The organism is Streptomyces sp. ASQP_92 (assembly GCF_025399895.1).
Classification (GTDB): Bacteria; Actinomycetota; Actinomycetes; order Streptomycetales; family Streptomycetaceae; genus Streptomyces.
This window is the reverse complement of record NZ_JAODUA010000010.1, coordinates 20,372-39,823: the sequence shown is the minus strand read 5'-3', so window position 1 is coordinate 39,823 and position 19,452 is coordinate 20,372. Positions and strand designations below refer to the sequence as shown.

20 protein-coding genes are annotated in these 19,452 nt (G+C 70.6%); 6 read left to right on the top strand and 14 right to left on the bottom strand.

Going from position 1 to position 19,452, the window contains the following annotated elements:
• Nucleotides 1-255 precede the first annotated feature (255 nt).
• From N4G70_RS21430 to N4G70_RS21420, 3 genes are all read right to left on the bottom strand, one after another.
• Nucleotides 256-579: an STAS domain-containing protein gene (locus tag N4G70_RS21430; protein ID WP_100577458.1), complete on the bottom strand. Its 324-nt coding sequence runs from the start codon at nt 577-579 to the stop codon at nt 256-258.
• Nucleotides 580-714: 135 nt separating this feature from the next.
• Nucleotides 715-1,563, bottom strand: coding sequence for a 3-hydroxyacyl-CoA dehydrogenase family protein (locus N4G70_RS21425; RefSeq protein WP_261714294.1), 849 nt, complete (start codon nt 1,561-1,563; stop codon nt 715-717).
• Between the two features lie 134 nt (nt 1,564-1,697).
• Nucleotides 1,698-2,339, bottom strand: a complete 642-nt coding sequence (locus tag N4G70_RS21420; protein WP_261714293.1) for a TetR/AcrR family transcriptional regulator — start codon at nt 2,337-2,339, stop codon at nt 1,698-1,700.
• Nucleotides 2,340-2,421: 82 nt separating this feature from the next.
• Between N4G70_RS21420 and N4G70_RS21415 the strand changes: the two genes are divergently transcribed.
• Genes N4G70_RS21415 through N4G70_RS21405 form a run of 3 tightly spaced genes read left to right on the top strand, consistent with a single transcriptional unit; the run spans nt 2,422 to nt 4,560 of the window.
• Nucleotides 2,422-3,216: an ABC transporter ATP-binding protein gene (locus N4G70_RS21415; RefSeq protein ID WP_261714292.1), complete on the top strand. Its 795-nt coding sequence runs from the start codon at nt 2,422-2,424 to the stop codon at nt 3,214-3,216.
• Between the two features lie 2 nt (nt 3,217-3,218).
• Nucleotides 3,219-3,974: an ABC transporter permease gene (locus tag N4G70_RS21410; RefSeq protein WP_261714458.1), complete on the top strand. Its 756-nt coding sequence runs from the start codon at nt 3,219-3,221 to the stop codon at nt 3,972-3,974.
• 13 nt (nt 3,975-3,987) lie between these two features.
• A complete protein-coding gene (locus N4G70_RS21405) occupies nt 3,988-4,560 on the top strand; it encodes a cob(I)yrinic acid a,c-diamide adenosyltransferase (protein ID WP_261714291.1) in 573 nt (190 codons plus the stop codon).
• 729 nt (nt 4,561-5,289) lie between these two features.
• On the opposite strand, the gene N4G70_RS21400 is transcribed toward N4G70_RS21405, so the two are convergent.
• Genes N4G70_RS21400 through N4G70_RS21385 form a run of 4 tightly spaced genes read right to left on the bottom strand, consistent with a single transcriptional unit; the run spans nt 5,290 to nt 8,577 of the window.
• The gene (locus N4G70_RS21400; RefSeq protein WP_261714290.1) at nt 5,290-5,709 is read right to left on the bottom strand and encodes a hypothetical protein; all 420 of its coding nucleotides are present in this window, start codon (nt 5,707-5,709) and stop codon (nt 5,290-5,292) included.
• A gap of 44 nt (nt 5,710-5,753) precedes the next feature.
• The gene (locus N4G70_RS21395; protein ID WP_261714289.1) at nt 5,754-7,214 is read right to left on the bottom strand and encodes a HAMP domain-containing sensor histidine kinase; all 1,461 of its coding nucleotides are present in this window, start codon (nt 7,212-7,214) and stop codon (nt 5,754-5,756) included.
• On the bottom strand, nt 7,211-7,906 hold the full coding sequence (locus tag N4G70_RS21390; protein WP_261714288.1) for a response regulator transcription factor: 696 nt from the start codon (nt 7,904-7,906) through the stop codon (nt 7,211-7,213). Before N4G70_RS21390 ends, N4G70_RS21395 begins: the two co-directional genes overlap by 4 nt.
• A 23-nt stretch (nt 7,907-7,929) precedes the next feature.
• The gene (locus tag N4G70_RS21385) at nt 7,930-8,577 is read right to left on the bottom strand and encodes a hypothetical protein (protein WP_261714287.1); all 648 of its coding nucleotides are present in this window, start codon (nt 8,575-8,577) and stop codon (nt 7,930-7,932) included.
• 87 nt (nt 8,578-8,664) lie between these two features.
• Between N4G70_RS21385 and N4G70_RS21380 the strand changes: the two genes are divergently transcribed.
• The 3 genes from N4G70_RS21380 to N4G70_RS21370 all read left to right on the top strand — a co-directional run bounded on the left by N4G70_RS21380 (nt 8,665) and on the right by N4G70_RS21370 (nt 12,578).
• Entirely contained in the window at nt 8,665-9,921 is a 1,257-nt protein-coding gene (locus N4G70_RS21380) for a sensor histidine kinase (protein WP_399036301.1), read from the top strand.
• 2 nt (nt 9,922-9,923) lie between these two features.
• Nucleotides 9,924-10,562, top strand: coding sequence for a response regulator transcription factor (locus N4G70_RS21375; protein WP_261714457.1), 639 nt, complete (start codon nt 9,924-9,926; stop codon nt 10,560-10,562).
• Between the two features lie 165 nt (nt 10,563-10,727).
• Entirely contained in the window at nt 10,728-12,578 is a 1,851-nt protein-coding gene (locus tag N4G70_RS21370) for a glycoside hydrolase family 18 chitinase (protein WP_261714285.1), read from the top strand.
• 302 nt (nt 12,579-12,880) lie between these two features.
• On the opposite strand, the gene N4G70_RS21365 is transcribed toward N4G70_RS21370, so the two are convergent.
• The 7 genes from N4G70_RS21365 to N4G70_RS21335 form a co-directional block, all read right to left on the bottom strand.
• A complete protein-coding gene (locus N4G70_RS21365; protein WP_114038179.1) occupies nt 12,881-13,327 on the bottom strand; it encodes a DUF2550 domain-containing protein in 447 nt (148 codons plus the stop codon).
• Between the two features lie 127 nt (nt 13,328-13,454).
• Nucleotides 13,455-13,829: a F0F1 ATP synthase subunit epsilon gene (locus tag N4G70_RS21360; RefSeq protein WP_100577446.1), complete on the bottom strand. Its 375-nt coding sequence runs from the start codon at nt 13,827-13,829 to the stop codon at nt 13,455-13,457.
• Nucleotides 13,830-13,939: 110 nt separating this feature from the next.
• On the bottom strand, nt 13,940-15,382 hold the full coding sequence (atpD, locus tag N4G70_RS21355; RefSeq protein ID WP_120721371.1) for a F0F1 ATP synthase subunit beta: 1,443 nt from the start codon (nt 15,380-15,382) through the stop codon (nt 13,940-13,942).
• A complete protein-coding gene (locus tag N4G70_RS21350) occupies nt 15,382-16,299 on the bottom strand; it encodes a F0F1 ATP synthase subunit gamma (protein WP_261714284.1) in 918 nt (305 codons plus the stop codon). The genes atpD and N4G70_RS21350 overlap by 1 nt, the downstream gene beginning before the upstream one ends.
• A gap of 23 nt (nt 16,300-16,322) precedes the next feature.
• Nucleotides 16,323-17,915, bottom strand: coding sequence for a F0F1 ATP synthase subunit alpha (gene atpA / locus N4G70_RS21345; protein ID WP_261714283.1), 1,593 nt, complete (start codon nt 17,913-17,915; stop codon nt 16,323-16,325).
• A 139-nt stretch (nt 17,916-18,054) separates the two neighbouring features.
• Entirely contained in the window at nt 18,055-18,870 is an 816-nt protein-coding gene (locus N4G70_RS21340; protein WP_261714282.1) for a F0F1 ATP synthase subunit delta, read from the bottom strand.
• Nucleotides 18,867-19,403, bottom strand: a complete 537-nt coding sequence (locus N4G70_RS21335) for a F0F1 ATP synthase subunit B (protein WP_120727706.1) — start codon at nt 19,401-19,403, stop codon at nt 18,867-18,869. Before N4G70_RS21335 ends, N4G70_RS21340 begins: the two co-directional genes overlap by 4 nt.
• Nucleotides 19,404-19,452 lie beyond the last annotated feature (49 nt).

Genomic DNA, 19,452 nt, shown 5'->3' with positions numbered 1-19,452 from the left:
GTGAAAGCCCCCCAGATGCGTGGTGCGTAAGGATTGCCCCTCCCGGCCCTTACGCACTTCGCTCTTCGCTGTCGCTTCTGGTCCGGTCCCCGCCGTGTGGGTTCGTCGATCGGCGGGAAGCCGAACCCTAGACTCCGGACAGTATCTACGAACAGGCGGGGTGCCGCCCCGCCCAAGACGTCACGGTCTCGTGAGGATTGTGCGCGGAGTCCGTTTACCGCACTCCTGTCCGGACAACTCCCGGACGGGCCTTCCCTAGACGCGCGGCAGGGCCTCGGCCACGATGCCGCCCTCGATGGCGAGGATGCGGTGCAGCCGGGTGGCGACCAGGAGGCGCTGCATCTGCGGCGGCACGCCGCGCAGCACGAGGCGGCGACCGCACCGGCCGGCCCGGCGGTGGGCTCCCATGATGACGCCGAGTCCGGTGGCGTCCCACGAGTCCAGTTCGGTGAGGTCGAGCACGAGGTCACCGGCCCCGTCGTCGACCGCCGAGTGCAGGGCCGTACGGGCGTCCGCCGCGCTGCGGACGTCGAGGCGGCCCCCGACGACCAGCTCGACGTGGTCGCCCCTGATGTGCATATGCGCTCCCGAGAGTGCTTGGCTTTTCGACAACCGACTCAACAACTGACTGCCCGACGGCCGCAGAAGTTGCCGCCCGTGAGCCAACCGATACCTAATTCACCCCTGGGGGTGAGGTCTCGGGCGGTCGGCGGTTCAGTGCTTGTAGAAGCCCTGCCCGCTCTTGCGACCGATGTCACCCGCGTCCACCATCCGGCGCATCAGCTCCGGCGGGGCGAACTTCTCGTCCTGGGACTCCGTGTAGATGTTGCTGGTGGCGTGCAGCAGGATGTCCACGCCGGTGAGGTCGGCGGTGGCGAGCGGGCCCATCGCGTGGCCGAAGCCCAGCTTGCAGGCGAGGTCGATGTCCTCGGCGCTGGCCACGCCCGACTCGTACAGCTTCGCGGCCTCGACGACGAGCGCCGAGATGAGGCGGGTGGTGACGAAGCCGGCCACGTCGCGGTTGACGACGATGCAGGTCTTGCCGACGGACTCGGCGAACTCCCGCGCGGCGGCCAGGGTTTCGTCGCTGGTCTTGTAGCCGCGCACCAGCTCGCAGAGCTGCATCATCGGGACCGGCGAGAAGAAGTGGACGCCGACGACCCGCTCGGGGTGCTCGGTGGCCGCCGCGATCTTGGTGATCGGGATGGCGGAGGTGTTGGAGGCGAGCACGGTCTCCGGGCGCACGATCTTGTCGAGCGTGCGGAAGATCTCGTGCTTGACCTCCAGCTTCTCGAAGACGGCCTCGACGACGATGTCGACGTCGGCGGCGGCGTCCAGATCGGTGGTGGTGGTGATGCGGGCGAGCGCGGCCTCGGCGTCCTCGGCGGCCAGCTTCCCCTTGCTCACGAACCGGTCGTACGAGGCCTTGATGCCGTCGGTGCCCCGGGTGAGGGCCTCGTCGGTGACGTCGCGCAGCACGACGTCCCAGCCCGCCTGGGCCGAGACCTGCGCGATACCGGACCCCATGAGTCCGGCTCCGATGACGGCGAGCTTCCTGGCCACGACACTTCCCTCCAACAGGTTTCCACCCAAGCCTTCTTGGCGGAGGCTATCGGCCGGGAGGCCTTCTGGGAGTGCTAAGTAATACGCGTCACGTCTCGGATGACGGACATCACACCGGCGGCGTGAGGTGGGTCTCAGCGGGCGCCCCGTACGGCGTAGTTGAGCACCTTGTCCCCCAGGAGCCCCTCCATCTCGTCGATCAGGACGAGCACCTCTCGGGAGACGACCTTGGGGTCGCGGCCCGCCATCATCTCGCGGCTGATGGCGCCCATGGCCGTCTGGTGGACCCAGCTGAGCTGACCGGCCACCAGCGAGGGCAGCGCTTCTTCGGGGGGCGCGCCGACCTCGTCGCGCAGGGTCGCGTCCAGGTTCTCCAGGACCTCCTGGCCCACCGCCCACAGCCGGGCCTTGAGCGAGGGCGATTCGTGGATGACGGCCATGAACCGGCTGTAGCCCTCCATCAGGCCGACGCGCGGCGACACCGACTCGACCTCCGCGCGCAGCTCGCGCAGGACCGCCCCGGCGGCCGACTCCCCTTCGTCGCGGCCGCGCACCCAGCGCGAGAGCCGGTCGACGATGCCCCGGCTGCGGTCGAGGAACAGGTCCTCCTTGGCGGGGAAGTAGTTGTAGACGGTGTTCACCGAGACGTCGGCCACCTCGGCGATCTCGGCGATCGTGACCGCCTCGAAGCCGCGCTCCATGAAGAGCCCGGTGGCCAGGTCCGAGATCCGCTGCCGCGTCTCGCGCTTCTTGCGCTCCCTGAGCCCTTCTGCCATGGCATCAGAGTAGGCGATCCCGTGCACACGCTTTAATTTTGGTGCCGTTGCAAAATTTAAGCGACTCTGTTTTTCTGGGGTCATGGCAATCATCAGCACGGCCGGGCTCGCCCGGACCTTCCCGGGCAGGGCCGGACCGGTCGAAGCAGTACGCGGCATCGACCTGACCGTCCGGGCCGGCGAGATCCTCGGCCTCCTCGGCCCCAACGGCGCGGGCAAGACCACGACCCTGCGCATGCTCACCACCCTGCTCGCGCCGACCGGCGGCGCCGCGACGGTGGCCGGCCACGATCTGCTGCGCGACCCGGCCGGGGTGCGGCGGGCGTGCGGTTACGTGGCCCAGTCGGGCGGCGTCGACCCCACCATCTCGGTACGCGAGGAACTGGTCACCCAGGGCCGCCTCTACCGGCTCACCAAGTCCCAAGCCGCCCTGCGCGCCGAGGAGTTGGCGGCCGACCTCGGGCTCGGCGACCTCCTGGAACGCACCACGGCCACGCTCTCCGGTGGCCAGCGCCGGCGGCTCGACATCGCGATGGGCCTCACCCACCGGCCGGCCGTGCTCTTCCTCGACGAGCCGACCACCGGGCTCGACCCGGGCAGCCGCGCCGACCTGTGGGACCTGGTCCGCCGGATCCGCGCGGAGCACGGCACCACCGTCTTCCTCACCACCCACTACCTCGACGAGGCCGACGCCCTCGCCGACCGTCTGGTGATCGTCGACCGGGGCGTGATCGTGGCCGAGGGCACCCCGGCCGACCTCAAGACCCGGTACGCGAGCGGCCCCGGCGCCTCGCTCCAGGAGGCCTTCCTCGCCATCACCGGACGCACCATCACCCCGCAGGACTCCGCCCCCGTAGCCCTCCAGGACGCCCCGTGACCATCCCGCCCCTGCTCAGCGACACCGCCCTCATCTTCGGCAGGTACGCCCGCGCGACCCTGCGCTCCAAGTTCCAGATCCTCTTCGGCGTGCTGATGCCGCTGCTCTACCTGTTCTTCTTCGGCCCGCTCCTGACGGGTATGCCGCTGGGCTCGCACGGCAGCTCCTGGCAGGTCCTGGTGCCCGGCCTGCTGCTCCAACTCGCCCTGTTCGGCGCCTCGTTCGCGGGATTCGCGATCATCATCGAGAACAACTGGGGCGTGGTGGAGCGCATGCGCGTCACCCCCGTCTCACGCCTGGCGCTGCTGCTGGGCCGCGTCCTGCGGGACTCCGCCCTGTTCGTCTTCCAGGCGGTGCTGCTCGTCCTGGCCGCCCTGGTCATGGGCCTGCGCGCGCCGCTCGCGGGGGTGCTGATCGGCTTCGCCTTCGTGGCGCTGCTGACCCTGTCGCTGGCCTCCCTGTCCTACGCGCTCGCCATGAAGGTGCGCACCCCGCAGGGGTTCGGTCCGGCGGTCAACGCCCTGGCGATGCCGTCGATGCTGCTGTCCGGCCTGATGCTGCCCATGACGCTCGCGCCGACCTGGCTGGACGTCCTGTCCCACCTCATGCCGTTCCGCTATCTGGTGGACGCGGTACGGGACGCCTATCTCGGCTCGTACGCCACCACGACCATGCTGTACGGGGCCCTGGTGGCGGCGGGATTCGCGGCGCTCGCCGTGACGGTGGGCACACGCGTCTTCCGGACGGCCGGAGCGTAACTACTCTGGCGGCATGGTCAATCTGACGCGCATCTACACCCGCACCGGCGACCAGGGCACCACCGCCCTCGGCGACATGAGCCGGACCGCCAAGACCGATCTGCGGATCGCGGCGTACGCCGACGCCAACGAGGCCAACGCGGTCATCGGCACGGCCATCGCGCTCGGGCAGCTCCCCGAGGAGGTCGTGAAGGTCCTCGTCCGGGTCCAGAACGACCTCTTCGACGTCGGCGCGGACCTCGCGACGCCGGTCGTCGAGAACCCGGAGTACCCGCCGCTGCGGGTGGAGCAGTCCTACGTCGACAAGCTGGAGGCGGACTGCGACCACTTCCTGGAGGACCTGGAGAAGCTGCGCAGCTTCATCCTGCCGGGCGGCACGCCCGGCGCGGCGCTGCTGCACCAGGCGTGCACGGTGGTGCGGCGCGCGGAACGCTCGACGTGGGCGGCCCTTGAGGCCCACGCCCCCGTCATGAACCCCCTGACGGCGACCTACCTCAACCGCCTCTCCGACCTGCTGTTCATCCTGGCCCGTTCGGCGAACAAGGGGGTGGGGGATGTGTTGTGGGTCCCGGGTGGGGAGAGGTAAGGCTCGGGGGGCCGCACGTTCGGGGGGCATCTCCCGGGGGCCCTTTTTTGCGCAGTTCCCCGCGCCCCTGAACCCGCTTCAGCCTGCGGGTCGTGGTCGCTTCTCGCGCAGTTCCCCGCGCCCCTGAACCCGCTTCAGCCTGCGGGTCGTGGTCGCTTCTCGCGCAGTTCCCCGCGCCCCTGAACCCGCTTCGGACTGCGGGTCGTGGACGCTCCTCGCGCAGTTCCCCGCGCCCCTAACCCCTCTCGACCCTGCGGGCCGTGGTCGCTTTTCGCGCAGTTCCCCGCGCCCCTAACGGCACTGGTGCTGGCCCGCATCGGGCATTTCAGCCCGTCCGGCGATTGAGGACGAGCGCCCTTAAGGCGCGAACGGGGTCTGGGGCGGAGCCCCAGGAGGGCCGGAACCGACCGACCCCGCCGCACGGGCGGGTGGGTGGGAAAACACCCCGGGGTCTGGGGCGGAGCCCCAGGGGGGCCGGAACCGACCGACCCTGCCGCACGGGCGGGTGGGTGGGAAAACGCGCCCCGGGTCAGGGGGAGCCCGCCGCGTCCGTGTCGGCCGCCGCTGCCGCGGACTCCGCGTCGGACACCCTCTCCCCCATCTGCCGCTCCGTTCCCGACGACTCCGAAGACCCCGAAGACCCCGCCGCATGGGAGTGCGTACAGCCCGTCACGAGCCCGCCCGCCAGGGCCACCGCCGCGATGGCCGGCCCCACACCCCCCGCACGCATCACTTCTTCCCGTTGTCGTTGGCCGCGCACCAGGAGGCCACGTCCTTGAGGTCCTTCTGCCGCTGCTGGAGCGTCGTCACCAGGCCCTTGCGGTAGGTGAGCCGGTGGTCGAGGTAGGTCGCGATCGCGGTGTGGCCCTCCTTCTTCGCGTCGTCCACCCGCTGTTGCAGCCGGGCCACGGAGCCCACCGTGCCCGCTCCCCCGCCGAGGCGGTTCAGGGCGCGTTCGAGGTGCTTCTCGGTCTTGGGTTCGCGCTTGCAGATGCCCTTGGCGCCGTCGCCCGTGGGCGCCTTCGCCGTGGCGGCGGGCGACGGCGAAGAGTCGGCGAAGGCGCTGGGCGCGGTGACGGTCAGCACGGCCGTCGCGGCGAGGGCGGCCGCCGCGAGACGGCGACGGCGGCGGATGATGGCGTTGCGCATGGCAGATGCCTCCCTGAGGTACGGGTGTCCGATACGCCCGCACGCTAGGACGGCTCTTTGTGGGAACTCTGTGACCGCCCCGCCGTGACCGTCAACCAGTCCCGCCGGAGCGGGAGTTGACTCCCCTCCGGCCCCCTGACGGGCAGCCGCACCGTACAGCGGGTACCCGTCCCGCCCGGCCCCTCGCCGAGTTCGACGGTGCCGCGGTGCAGCGCAGCCTGCTGGGCGACCAGGGTGAGCCCGAGCCCGGAGCCCGTACTGGCGGGCCCCCGGTGGAAGCGGCGGAACACCTCCTGACGGTCGGCGGGTGTGATGCCCGGCCCCCGGTCGTCGACGGTGACCAGCACCTGGTCGCCGTCACGGGCCACGGTGACCGCGACCTCGGCCCGCCCCGCCCCGTCCCTGCCGTGCGTGAGCGCGTTGCCGATGAGGTTGTCGAGCAGGATGCGGACGCCGGGCTCCCAGCCGTGCACCGGCGCGGCCCGCGCGTTCAGGGCGATCTCGGCGTCCGGGGCGCGCCGTCGCGCCTCGGCGACCGCGGCGTCGGCGACCTCCGCCACGTCGAGCGGGTGGAACGCGTCGGCCTCCACCAGATCGCCGCGCCCCAGCTCGCGCAGGGCCACCAGCATCCCGAGCAGCCGCCGGTGCTCGCGCCGCAGCTCCTCGACGACCTCGGCGCGCTCGCCGTCCGGGAGCCCCGGGTGGGCCAGGACGTCGAGGTTGGTGCCGATGCTCATCAGCGGGTTGCGCAGTTCGTGCGAGGCGGCCGCGGAGAAGGAGCGGGCGGTGTCCAGGGCCTCGGCGGTGCGGGCGGCCTGCTCGTCGTAGCGGGCCAGGACCGTGCCGAGGGTGGCGGCCAGCTCGTCCACCTCGACGATCCGGGTCGGGCGGTGTTCCAGACGTACCGACGTCGTCCTCGGGTCGAGCCCGGCCGCCGCCTTGCGCAGCCGGCCCAGCGGGCGGGTCGCCCCGTTCGCGATGGCCCAGGCGAGCAGCGCGGACAGCGGGGCGGCGAGCAGCGCCGTGGTCGCCACCCGCCCGCGCACCAGGGCGAGTTGGGCGCGGCTCGCGGTGTCCGGCGCGAACACCCACAGCGTGCCGGAGACCTGAGGCCCCGTGAGCGGCAGCGCGTACGCCCGCCAGCCGCGCCCGGCGCCCCGCACGGTGACCGGCCCTCCGCCGGGCGCGGGCAGCGCCACCGAGGGGCCGGGCTGGGGTCCGCCGCTGTAGGTTTCGTCGGGGCCGGTGAGCCGTACGCCGACGTCCAACGCGGCGTTGAACAGCCTGCGTTGGCGGTTCTCCTCGGCGGTCGGCCGATCGTTGGCGGCGGCGCGCAGCAGGGTACGGGCGTCCGGGGCGATCGCGGCCGCGCGGGCCTTGAGGTGGCTGTCCTCCGCGCGGTGCAGATCGCGGGCGACCAGGGCGAGCAGCAGGCCGCCGCAGGCCAGCACCAGGAGCGGGACGGTGACGCCGACGGCGAGCGCGATCCGGGTGGAGAGCTTCACGGCCGTTCCCTCAGGACGAAGCCCACGCCCCGCACGGTGTGCACGAGCCGGGACGCGCCGTCGGCCTCCAGCTTGCGGCGCAGATAGCTGACGAAGGTGTCGACGGCGTCGGTGCGCACCTCGACGTCGTACCCCCAGACCCGTTCGAGCAGTTGGTCGCGGCTCAGTACGTGTCCGGCGTTGCGGGCCAGGACTTCGAGCAGGGCGAACTCGCGCCGGGTGAGGTCGAGGGGGTGTCCGTCGCGGTGGGCGGTGCGGGCCGCCGGGTCTACGACCAGGCCGCAGGCGCGGACCACGTCGTGCGGGCCGGGCGGCCGCCGGCGCAGCAGGGCGCTCAGCCGCAGCGCCAGTTCCTCCAGGGCGAACGGCTTGACCAGGTAGTCGTCGCCGCCCGCCTGGAGTCCGGCGATGCGGTCGGCGGTCTCGTCCAGGGCCGACAGCATCAGGACGGGCAGATCGTGTCCGGACCGGCGCAGCGCCGCGCACACCTCGATGCCGCTCATGCCGGGCATGGACACGTCCAGGACCAGCACATCGGGCGGGCTCTGCTCGATGGCGTCGAGCGCGGCCCGTCCCCCGTCGGCGGTGCGGACCCGGAAGCCGTGCAGCCCGAGCCCGCGGTGCAGGGAGCGGCGCACCGCGTCGTCGTCGTCCACGACCAGCACGTCCTTGGCACGGCTCGGCCCGCTCATCCGCGCTCCCTCACGTCGTCCGGCTACCGCCGGGTCAGCGTACGGTCCTCCCCTGTGTGCCGACCGGGCGTGTCCTGTCCGGTGCGATCCGCCGGCGGCTTGAGGAGCCGGTCGAGCACCGAGGGCGACCCCTTCGCCTCCTCGGCCTTCTTCGGGAACAGCGTGTAGCTCAGCGCGATGATCAGGTTGATGCCGATCACCACCAGCATCCTGCTCTGCCATGCCCGCAGCGAGTCGGTGGCGCCGTCGCCGCCGACGTACCAGATCGCGGCCTGGAGCAGGGCGATCGCGAGCAGCGCGGCGCCGGTGAAGCGGCCCGCCACCCGCCACTCGTACGCCGTCCTCGCCGCCCCGCCCCGCGGCGCCCGGGCGGGCCTCGGGCCGCCGGCGAAGCGGTACGCGACCCAGGCGTCGACGCGGGTGACGAGATCGTGGCCCATCACGACCGAGAAGCCGATGTAGACGGCGGCCAGGCCGTGCTTCCAGTCCGGCTGTGCGCCGTTCTTCAGATCGATGGCGGTCACCACGAGCAGCACGACTTCCAGGAGCGGCTCGCACAGCAGGACCGCCACGCTCGTCCTGCGCATGCCGACGACGTAACGCAGGGCGAGGCCGAGGGCGAGCAGGACCCAGAAGCCGACCTCACAGGCGATGATCAAAGCGACGATCACGGTGGTCTCCTCTCGTACTCCTCAAGGCTCGCCCGCGCCCGGCGTCCGGGCGTCGTCGTCAGTGACGAAAGAGGACTGCATCCTTCGATGCAGTCCCGCCTCGGCCGGGGTGGGGAGGCCCCCGCCCGGGCGGCCGTGTTGGATGAGTACGTGACCCCGACCTCCCGCCCGCACCGCGACGACGTCCTCATCGCCGTGGGCGGCCTGCTCAGCGGGCTGGTGCTGTGGGCCGTCGGGCTGCACACCCAGGGCGGCCGCTCGCTGCCCGGCGCCTGGGTGCTGCTGCCGCTGGTGGGGACGGCCGCCCTGGAGCTGCTGCGCCGCACCGCCCCGCAACCCGCGCTGGCCCTCGGCACCTGCCTGCTGGTCCTCGACCAGTTCACCCGGGGCAGCCTGGCGACGGTCGTGATGTTCACCGACCTCGTCTACGCGGCCGTCGTCTACGGCACCCCGGCCGCCGCGCGCCGCATCCCGGTGACGACCGGGATCGTCACGGTCGGCATGACGATCGGGTTCTACGCCTGGTTCCAGCAGCCGGAGGCACTGCTCATCGGCGTGGTGACCGGGCTGATCACGTTCGCGCCCGCGACCACCGGTGCCCTGGTGCGCCACCACCGGGACGCCGCCGACAGCGCCCGGCTGCGGGCCGAACAGACCGCCCTGCTCGCCGAGATGGACCGCAGCCAGGCCGTGGTCGCCGAGCGCGCGCGGATGGCCCGCGAGCTGCACGACATGGTGGCCAACCACCTCTCGGCGATCGCCATCCACTCCACGGCCGCGCTCTCCCTGGACGATCCGGCGACCACCCGCCAGGCGCTGTCGGTGATCCGCGAGAACAGCGTGGACGGGCTCGCCGAGATGCGCCGGCTCATCGGTCTGCTGCGCGACACCGGCGGCCGTGACGAGCCGACCGCGGCGCCCACCCTGTCCGGCCTCGACGCGCTGGTCGCCCAGGCCCGTACCAACGGCGCCGACAGCGGGCTCGGCTTCACGCTCGACGACCGGCGCGCCGGGACCGGGCCGCTGCCGGCCCCGGTGGAGCTCGCGGCGTACCGGATCGTGCAGGAGTCCCTCACCAACGCGCTCAAGCACGCGACGCCCGGCACCGTGGAGGTCGCCCTCTCCCGCGTGGACGGGCTGCTGGCCGTGTGCGTCACCAGCCCCCACGGCGACCGGCCGGGACCGCGCGCGCCGGGTTCGGGGGCCGGGATCATCGGGATGCGCGAGCGGACCGAACTGCTCGACGGCACCTTCACCGCGGGCCCCGTAACGGCGCCGGACGGCAGCCGGATGTGGCGGGTGGAGGCTCAACTGCCCGCAGAAGAAAGGAACTTGAGGACGTGACGATCCGGATCCTGGTCGCCGAGGACCAGTCGGCCGTGCGGGCCGGGCTCGTCCTGATCCTCTCCAGCGCCCCGGACATCGAGGTGGTCGGGGAGGCCGCGGACGGCGAGCAGGCGGTCGCGCTCGCCCGCGAACTGCGCCCGGACCTGGTCCTGATGGACATCCAGATGCCCAGGCTGGACGGGGTCTCGGCCACCGCGGCCGTGGTCGCCGAGCACCTCGCCGACGTGCTGGTCCTGACCACCTTCGACCTGGACGAGTACGTGTTCGGCGCGCTGCGCGCGGGCGCCGCGGGCTTCCTGCTCAAGAGCACCGAAGCGAGGGATCTGATCGAGGCGGTACGGACGGTGGCGCGCGGCGAGGGCCTGATCGCCCCGGCCGTCACGCGCCGCCTCATCGCGGAGTTCGCCTCCTCGCCGCGCCCCGCGGCGCCGCGGCGCCCGGCGGCCCTGGACGCGCTCACCCGGCGCGAGGGCGAGGTGCTCTCCTGTCTGGGTCTCGGGCTGTCCAACGCGGAGATCGCCGGCCGCCTGGACATGGCGGAGGCCACCGTGAAGACCCATGTCAGCAGGCTGCTCGGCAAGCTGGAGCTGCGCAGCAGAGCCCAAGCGGCCGTGCTGGCAAGGGAGTTGGGGATCTGAGCCGTCCCCTCCACCGGAGGTCTGGACCTCTTGACGGTTGGTCCAGACCTTTCTACGCTCACCGCACACTGCTGTGGTGGGCGCGCCGTCCCTGGCGCTCAAGGCACGCCCACCGGACGGAGCAGGGTTCCACCCCCACCACCGTCGCACCACTCGGGAGCAGCCTTGAGAACCGCACGTGTCGTACGAACGCGCTTCAGATCAAGAGCCGCAGCGGCCCTGACCGCACTCGCCCTCCCCCTGGCCGCCCTCGTCGGCCTGGCCTCCCCCGCCGAAGCCGCCACCTCGGCGACCGCCACCTATGCCAAGTCCTCGGACTGGGGTACGGGATTCGGGGCCGGCTGGACCATCAAGAACACCGGCACCACCGCACTCAGCTCCTGGACCGTGGAGTGGGACTACCCCTCGGGTACGTCCGTGACCTCGGCCTGGGACGCGGACGTCACCAGTTCCGGCACCCACTGGACCGCCAAGAACAAGTCGTACAACGGCACCCTTGCCCCCGGCGCCAGCGTGAGCTTCGGCTTCAACGGCGCGGGCAGCGGATCGCCCTCGGGCTGCAAGCTCAACGGCGGCTCCTGCGACGGGACTTCGACCCCGCCCGGCGACACCCCGCCCTCCGCCCCCGGCACCCCGACCGCGAGCAACGTCACCGACACCGGTGTCTCCCTCTCCTGGTCGGCCGCGACCGACGACAAGGGCGTCAAGAACTACGACGTCTACCGGGGCTCGGCCAAAATAGCGACCGTCACCGGCACCACCTACGCCGACTCGGGCCTGACCAAGGGCACGACGTACACCTACAGCGTGACCGCCCGCGACACCGCCGACCAGACCGGCCCCTCCTCGGGCTCGGTCACGGTGACGACCACCGGCGGGGGCACAGGACCCGGTCCCGTCGGCGACAAGGTGCGCCTCGGCTACTTCACCGACTGGGGCATCTACCAGCGCAACTACCAGGTGAAGAACATCGTCACCTCGGGCTCGGCGAGCAAGCTGACCCACATCAACTACGCCTTCGGCAACGTCACCAACGGCCAGTGCGCCATCGGTGACGCCTACGCCGACTACCAGAAGACGTACGACGCCTCCTCCAGCGTGGACGGCACGGCCGACACCTGGGACCAGCCGGTCGCGGGCAACATCAACCAGCTCCGCGAGCTGAAGAAGAAGTACCCGAACATCAAGATCCTGTGGTCCTTCGGCGGCTGGACCTGGTCCGGCGGCTTCGGCGCGGCCGCGGCCAACCCGACGGCGTTCGCGAACTCCTGCTACTCCCTGGTCGAGGACCCGCGCTGGGCCGATGTCTTCGACGGCATCGACATCGACTGGGAGTACCCCAACGCCTGCGGCCTGTCCTGCGACACCAGCGGGCCCGCGGCGCTGAAGAACCTCCTTGCGGCGCTGCGCGCGAAGTTCGGCGGCTCGGCACTGGTCACGGCGGCGGTCACCGCCGACGGCTCGACGGGCGGCAAGATGGACGCGGCCGACTACGGCGGCGCCGCGAGCTACGTCGACTGGTACAACGTGATGACGTACGACTTCTTCGGCGCGTGGGACGCCAAGGGCCCCACCGCCCCGCACTCCCCGCTGACCTCGTACAACGGCATCCCGATCGCGGGCTTCAACACGGACGCGGCGATCCAGAAGTACCTCGGCAAGGGCGTCCCGGCGAGCAAGCTCAACCTGGGCATCGGCTTCTACGGCCGCGGCTGGACGGGCGTCACCCAGGACGCCCCCGGCGGCACGGCGACCGGTCCGGCGCCCGGCACGTACGAGCAGGGCATCGAGGACTACAAGATCCTCAAGACGTCCTGCCCCGTGACCGGCACCATCGCGGGCACGGCCTACGCCCACTGCGGCAGCAACTGGTGGAGCTATGACACGCCGGCGACGATCGGCGGCAAGATGACGTACGTGAAGAACCAGGGGTTGAGGGGGGCGTTCTTCTGGGAGTTCAGCGGCGACACGTCGAATGGTGAGTTGATCTCGGCGATCGACAGCGGCCTCAAGTAGCCCGGGCCAACCCCAGCACCCCGGAGGCGGGCCCGTCCCCCGCCCCCGGGGTCTCTGGGTTACCCAGCCCCAGGAACGTCTTTCACCCGCGGCCCACCGCGCTTGGCCATTCGCGCAGTTCCCCGCGCCCCTGAAACCCGCTTTTCGGTGCGGGCCGTGCCCGCTTCTCGCGCAGTTCCCCGCGCCCCTGGCAGGACCGGTGCTGGCCCGCATCGGGCATTTCAGCCCGTCCGGCGATTGAGGACGAGCGCCGTTCAGGCGCGATACGGGGTCTGGGGCGGAGCCCCAGGGCCACCGGGGGCCTACGCCACGTTGACCCGCTGGCCGGGCGGGGCCGCTTCCAGCCAGGCGAGGAAACCGGTCAGCGCGTCCTCGCTCATCGCCAGCTCGAGGCGCGTACCCCGATGCGTACACCCCAGGATGATCGCGTCGGACAGGAGCGCCAGCTCCTCCTCGCCCTCGGGCAGACGCCGCGACACCACGTCGATGGCGGAACGCTCCAGAACGCGTCGCGGCCGAGGCGCGTAGGAGAAGACGCGGAACCACTCGATCCGGTCACCGTTGTAGCGGGCCACCCCGTAGACCCAGCCCTTGCCGCTGGTGTCCGGCGTCTCCGGAAGGCCCCAGCGCAGACTGCAGTCGAAGGTCCCGCCCGAGCGCTGGATCAGCCGCCGGCGCAGACCGAAGACGAAGAGTCCCACCAGTACCAGCGCGACGACCAGGCCACACACAAGCAGAGCGAGAGTCATCTACACCGACCTCCTCGCTCAACCAGTAATCCAGCAACGGAAAAATCTGCCTGCATCGCCTCAGCCGCGACCGGCTCCGGGAAATTCCGGACCGAGCCGCGGCTGAGGGAAATCTCCGGCGGGGGTGCTAGCGCACCGCCACCGCACGCAGTCGTACATCGGCGCGTCGCTCGGCGGCGGCGTCCGACTCCGACTTCGCACTCTCCAGCGCACGCTCGGCACGCTGGACGTCGATCTCGTCCGCCAGCTCGGCGATCTCGGCGAGCAGCGAAAGCTTGTTGTCGGCGAAGGAGATGAATCCACCGTGCACCGCCGCGACGACGGTGCTGCCCTCGCTCGTACGGATCATCACCGGGCCCGACTCCAGCACACCAAGGAGCGGCTGGTGACCGGGCATGACGCCGATGTCGCCGGACGTGGTGCGCGCGACGACCAGGGTGGCCTCGCCGGACCACACGCTGCGGTCCGCGGCGACGAGCTCGACGTGCAGCTCAGTAGCCAAGGTTGGCTCCTCGGGTCACCACCCGGCGGTTCGGCCGGGTGTTGGGTCGAATTCTAGTAGGCGTGCGGAGAGGGGCGGGACGCACCCGCCCCTCTTCGCGGTGGGGCGCGTCAGGAGACGCCCAGCTCCTTGGCGTTGGCCTTGAGGTCTTCCAGGCCACCGCACATGAAGAACGCCTGCTCGGGGAAGTGGTCGTACTCGCCGTCGCAGATCTGGTTGAACGCCGTGATCGACTCTTCCAGCGGGACGTCCGAACCGTCGACGCCGGTGAACTGCTTGGCGACGTGCGTGTTCTGCGACAGGAAGCGCTCCACGCGACGGGCGCGGTGCACGACCAGCTTGTCCTCTTCGCCGAGCTCGTCGATGCCGAGGATGGCGATGATGTCCTGGAGGTCCTTGTACTTCTGCAGGATCGTCTTGACGCGCATGGCGGCGTCGTAGTGCTCCTGCGCGATGTAGCGCGGGTCCAGGATCCGGGACGTGGAGTCCAGCGGGTCCACGGCCGGGTAGATGCCCTTCTCGGAGATCGGACGGGAGAGAACCGTCGTCGCGTCGAGGTGGGCGAAGGTGGTGGCCGGGGCCGGGTCGGTCAGGTCGTCCGCGGGGACGTAGATCGCCTGCATCGAGGTGATCGAGTGACCACGGGTCGAGGTGATGCGCTCCTGGAGGAGACCCATCTCGTCGGCCAGGTTCGGCTGGTAGCCCACCGCGGAGGGCATACGGCCGAGCAGGGTCGACACCTCGGAACCCGCCTGGGTGTACCGGAAGATGTTGTCGATGAAGAAGAGGACGTCCTGCTTCTGGACGTCACGGAAGTATTCCGCCATCGTCAGACCGGCCAGGGCGACCCGAAGACGCGTGCCCGGCGGCTCGTCCATCTGACCGAAGACCAGGGCGGTCTTGTCGATGACGCCCGAGTCCTGCATCTCCTCGATGAGGTCGTTGCCCTCACGGGTGCGCTCACCGACACCGGCGAACACCGACACACCGTCGTGGTTGTTGGCCACGCGGTAGATCATTTCCTGGATGAGGACGGTCTTGCCGACACCGGCACCGCCGAACAGGCCGATCTTTCCACCCTTGACGTACGGGGTGAGAAGGTCGATGACCTTGACGCCGGTCTCGAACATCTCGGTCTTGGACTCGAGCTGGTCGAAGTTGGGCGCCTTGCGGTGGATCGGCCAGCGCTCGCCGATGTTGGCGTTCTCCTCGGGCTTGTTCAGCACCTCGCCAAGGGTGTTGAACACCTTGCCCTTGGTGAAGTCGCCGACCGGCACCGTGATGCCGTTGCCCGTGTCGGTCACCGGGGCCTGGCGGACCAGACCGTCGGTGGGCTGCATCGAGATCGCGCGGACGATGCCGTCACCCAGGTGCTGGGCGACTTCGAGCGTCAGCGTCTTGAGCTTGCCGTCCTCGGCCGGGTCGGCCACCTGGACGTGCAGGGCGTTGTAGATCTCCGGCATCGCGTCGACGGGGAACTCCACGTCGACGACCGGGCCGATGACCCGGGCGACGCGGCCCGTGGCAACGGCCGTCTCAACAGTGGTCGTCATTACTTGTCACTCCCCGCGGTCGCGTCGGCCAGCGCACTGGAGCCACCGACGATCTCGCTGATTTCCTGGGTGATTTCGGCCTGGCGGGCCGCGTTGGCAAGCCGGGAGAGGCTCTTGATGAGCTCTCCGGCGTTGTCGGTGGCCGACTTCATCGCACGGCGGCGGGCGGCGTGCTCGGAAGCGGCCGACTGAAGCAGCGCGTTGTAGATGCGGCTTTCGACGTAGCGCGGCAGCAGGGCGTCGAGGACGTCCTCCGCCGACGGCTCGAAGTCGAAGAGCGGAAGGATCTCGCCCTTCGCGCCCTCCTCCTGCGGAGCCTTCTCCAGCGACAACGGCAGCATCCGGTTGTCGACCGGCGTCTGCGTCATCATCGACACGAACTCCGTGAAGACGATGTGCAGTTCGTCCGCTCCGCCCTCGGCCGTCTCCGTCTGGATGGCCTCGATCAGCGGTGCGGCCACCTGCTTGGCGTCCGCGTAGGTCGGGCTGTCGGTGAAGCCGGTCCACGACTGTGAGACCTTGCGCTCACGGAAGCCGTAGTAGGCGACACCCTTGCGGCCGACGATGTACGTGTCGACCTCCTTGCCCTCGCTCCGCAGCCGCTCCGAGAGCTTCTCCGCGGCCTTGATGGCGTTGGAGGAGTAGCCGCCGGCCAGACCGCGGTCGCTCGTGATGAGCAGGACCGCGGCGCGGGTCGGCGCCTCCGCCTCGGTGGTGAGCGGGTGCTTGGTGATGGAGCCGGTCGCCACCGCGGTCACCGCACGGATGAGCTCGGTCGCGTACGGCGCGGAGGCCGCCACCTTGCGCTGCGCCTTGACGATGCGCGAGGCGGCGATCATCTCCATCGCCTTGGTGATCTTCTTGGTCGCGGTGACGGATCGGATGCGACGCTTGTAGACCCGGAGCTGCGCTCCCATGAGTCAGGTCCCTTCCGTCGTCGTCACTTGCTGGTGCTGACCGGAGCGTCGTCGCCCAGGAGCTTGCCGTCCGAGGTCTCGAACTGCCGCTTGAAGCCGGCGATGGCGTCGCCCACGGCCTGGAGCGTGTCGTCCGACATCTTGGCGCCCTCGGCGATCGAGGTGAGGAGCTCCTTGCGCTCGCGGCGCAGGTGCTCCAGCAGCTCGGCCTCGAAGCGGCGGATGTCCTCGACGGGCACGTCGTCCATCTTGCCGGTGGTGCCGGCCCAGATGGAGACGACCTGCTCCTCGACCGGGTACGGCGAGTACTGCGGCTGCTTCAGCAGCTCGACCATGCGCTTACCGCGCTCCAGGGAGGCCTTGGAGGCGGCGTCCAGGTCGGAACCGAAGGCGGCGAACGCCTCCAGCTCGCGGTACTGGGCGAGGTCGACACGCAGTCGGCCGGACACCTGGCGCATCGCCTTGTGCTGCGCGGAACCACCGACTCGGGAGACGGAGATACCGACGTTCAGGGCGGGGCGCTGACCGGCGTTGAACAGGTCCGACTCCAGGAAGCACTGGCCGTCGGTGATGGAGATGACGTTGGTCGGGATGAACGCCGACACGTCGTTCGCCTTGGTCTCGACGATCGGCAGACCCGTCATCGAACCGGCGCCCATCTCGTCCGACAGCTTCGCGCAGCGCTCGAGCAGACGCGAGTGCAGGTAGAAGACGTCGCCCGGGTAGGCCTCGCGGCCCGGCGGACGGCGCAGCAGCAGGGACACGGCGCGGTAGGCGTCGGCCTGCTTCGACAGGTCGTCGAAGATGATGAGGACGTGCTTGCCGTCGTACATCCAGTGCTGGCCGATGGCCGAACCGGTGTACGGGGCAAGGTACTTGAAGCCGGCCGGGTCGGACGCGGGAGCGGCGACGATCGTCGTGTACTCCAGCGCGCCGGCCTCTTCCAGGGCGCCACGCACGGAGGCGATGGTCGAGCCCTTCTGGCCGATGGCGACGTAGATGCAGCGAACCTGCTTCTTCGGGTCGCCCGAGCGCCAGTTGTCGCGCTGGTTGATGATCGTGTCGACGGCCAGAGCGGTCTTGCCGGTCTGACGGTCACCAATGATCAGCTGACGCTGGCCACGGCCGATCGGCACCATCGCGTCGACGGCCTTGTAACCGGTCGCCATCGGCTCGTGCACCGACTTACGGACCATGACGCCCGGAGCCTGAAGCTCCAGGGCGCGGCGGCCGTCGGTCTCGATCTCGCCGAGGCCGTCGATCGGGTTGCCGAGCGGGTCGACGACGCGGCCGAGGTAACCCTCGCCTACGCCGACCGAGAGCACCTCACCGGTGCGCTGCACCGGCTGGCCCTCTTCGATTCCGCTGAACTCGCCGAGGACGATCGCACCGATCTCGCGCTCCTCGAGGTTGAGGGCGAGACCAAGGGTTCCGTCCTCGAACCGCAGCAGCTCGTTCGCCATGGCCGAGGGAAGACCCTCGACCTTCGCGATGCCGTCGCCGGCAACGCTGACCGTACCGACCTCCTCGCGCGAGGCCGCGTCCGGCTGGTACGACTGGACAAAGGTCTCCAGCGCGTCCCGGATCTCCTCCGGCCGGATCGTGAGCTCCGCCATCTGGGTTCCCTGCTCTCCTTGTTGGGCCCGAAGTTTCTAAGGGGGTCTGGGGGCCGACCCCCAGGAATCTTCTGCAATTTCTGCACGGCCCAACCGGGCCGCTGGTGTTGCTAATTCACTTGCTGTGCCGACCGTGAGGTCAGCGCGCCAGCCGCCGGTTCGCCTCTTCGAGGCGCTCCGCGATGGTGCCTTCGATGACCTCGTCGCCGACGCGCACCGAGATCCCGCCGAGGACCTCGGGGTCCACGTCGAGGTTCAGGTGCATCTGGCGGCCGTAGATCTTCGCCAGAGCCGCGCCGAGGCGCGCCTTCTGGAGGTCGGTCAGCGGTACCGCCGAGGTGACCACGGCGACCATCCGGTCCCGGCGTCCCGCGGCGAGCTTGGAGAGGGACTCGAGTCCCGATTCCAAGCTACGTCCACGCGGCCGGGTCACAAGACGGGCGACCAGACGCTCGGTGACCGGGTTGGCCCTGCCGCCCAGCAGGCTGCGCAGCAGTTCGCTCTTGGCCGCGACCGTGGCGGTGCGGCTGGTGAGCGCGGAGCGCAGTTCGGTGCTGGAGGTGACGATGCGGCCGAACCGGAACAGCTCGTCCTCGACGTCGTCCAGCGCGCCCGACTGCTGCGCGGCGGTGAGGTCGGCGGTGGCCGCCAGTTCTTCCAGCGAGTCCACCAGGTCACGCGACTGCGACCAGCGGGAGCGGACCATGCCGGCCACCAGGTCGGCGGTCTCGCCGCCCACCTGGCCGCCGAGCAGACGCCCGGCCAGCTCGGCCTTGGCCTCGCCGGCCTGCGCCGGGTCGGTCAGGACCCGACGCAGCGAGACCTCGCGGTCGAGCAGCGTGGTGACGGCGGCCAGCTCGTCGCCGAGCTTCGCCGCGTCGACGGACGTGTTGTCCATCAGCGCGTCGAGACGCTCGCGTGCGGCGGCCAGTGCCTCGCGGCTCGCACCGTTCATCGGACGGCCTCGGCCTTCTCCTCGAGCTCGCCGAGGAAACGGTCGATGGTGCGGCTCTGGCGGGCGTGGTCCTCGAGGGACTCGCCGACCAGCTTGCCGGCCAGGTCGGTCGCCAGCTTGCCCACGTCCTGACGGAGCGAGTGCGCGGCGGCCTTGCGGTCGGCCTCGATCTGGGCGTGGCCGGCAGCGATGATCTCCTCACGCTGCCGCTGGCCTTCCGCCCTCATCTCCTGGATGAGCGCGGCGCCCTGCTCGGTCGCCTCCTGGCGCAGGCGCGCAGCCTCGTGGCGGGCCTCGGCGAGCTGCGCCTTGTACTGCTCAAGGACGCTCTGGGCCTCGGTCTGAGCGGCCTCGGCCTTCTCCATCCCGCCTTCGATGGCCTCGCGACGCTCGTCCAGAACCTTGTTGATGTTCGGGAGGAGCTTCTTGGCGAGGAAGCCGAAGACGATGACGAAGGCGATGAGGCCGATGACGAGCTCAGGCCACGGCGGAACGAGGGGGTTTTCCTTGCCCTCGGCCGCCAGCTGAACCATGGTGAGGTTCACATCAGTGCCTTTCGTCGGTCGGTCTGGTCGTGGTTCG

What these genes read in the sequence shown, in the direction of transcription:
- atpA (WP_261714283.1), bottom strand. Translation starts at nt 17,915, where the DNA reads ATGGCGGAGCTCACGATCCGGCCGGAGGAGATCCGGGACGCGCTGGAG.
- N4G70_RS21405 (WP_261714291.1), top strand. Translation starts at nt 3,988, where the DNA reads ATGGTCAATCTGACGCGCATCTACACCCGCACCGGCGACCAGGGCACC.
- N4G70_RS21400 (WP_261714290.1), bottom strand. Translation starts at nt 5,709, where the DNA reads ATGCGCAACGCCATCATCCGCCGCCGTCGCCGTCTCGCGGCGGCCGCC.
- N4G70_RS21380 (WP_399036301.1), top strand. Translation starts at nt 8,665, where the DNA reads ATGCAGTCCCGCCTCGGCCGGGGTGGGGAGGCCCCCGCCCGGGCGGCC.
- N4G70_RS21335 (WP_120727706.1), bottom strand. Translation starts at nt 19,403, where the DNA reads ATGGTTCAGCTGGCGGCCGAGGGCAAGGAAAACCCCCTCGTTCCGCCG.
- N4G70_RS21340 (WP_261714282.1), bottom strand. Translation starts at nt 18,870, where the DNA reads ATGAACGGTGCGAGCCGCGAGGCACTGGCCGCCGCACGCGAGCGTCTC.
- N4G70_RS21415 (WP_261714292.1), top strand. Translation starts at nt 2,422, where the DNA reads ATGGCAATCATCAGCACGGCCGGGCTCGCCCGGACCTTCCCGGGCAGG.
- N4G70_RS21390 (WP_261714288.1), bottom strand. Translation starts at nt 7,906, where the DNA reads ATGAGCGGGCCGAGCCGTGCCAAGGACGTGCTGGTCGTGGACGACGAC.
- N4G70_RS21365 (WP_114038179.1), bottom strand. Translation starts at nt 13,327, where the DNA reads ATGACTCTCGCTCTGCTTGTGTGTGGCCTGGTCGTCGCGCTGGTACTG.
- N4G70_RS21430 (WP_100577458.1), bottom strand. Translation starts at nt 579, where the DNA reads ATGCACATCAGGGGCGACCACGTCGAGCTGGTCGTCGGGGGCCGCCTC.
- N4G70_RS21350 (WP_261714284.1), bottom strand. Translation starts at nt 16,299, where the DNA reads ATGGGAGCGCAGCTCCGGGTCTACAAGCGTCGCATCCGATCCGTCACC.
- atpD (WP_120721371.1), bottom strand. Translation starts at nt 15,382, where the DNA reads ATGACGACCACTGTTGAGACGGCCGTTGCCACGGGCCGCGTCGCCCGG.
- N4G70_RS21420 (WP_261714293.1), bottom strand. Translation starts at nt 2,339, where the DNA reads ATGGCAGAAGGGCTCAGGGAGCGCAAGAAGCGCGAGACGCGGCAGCGG.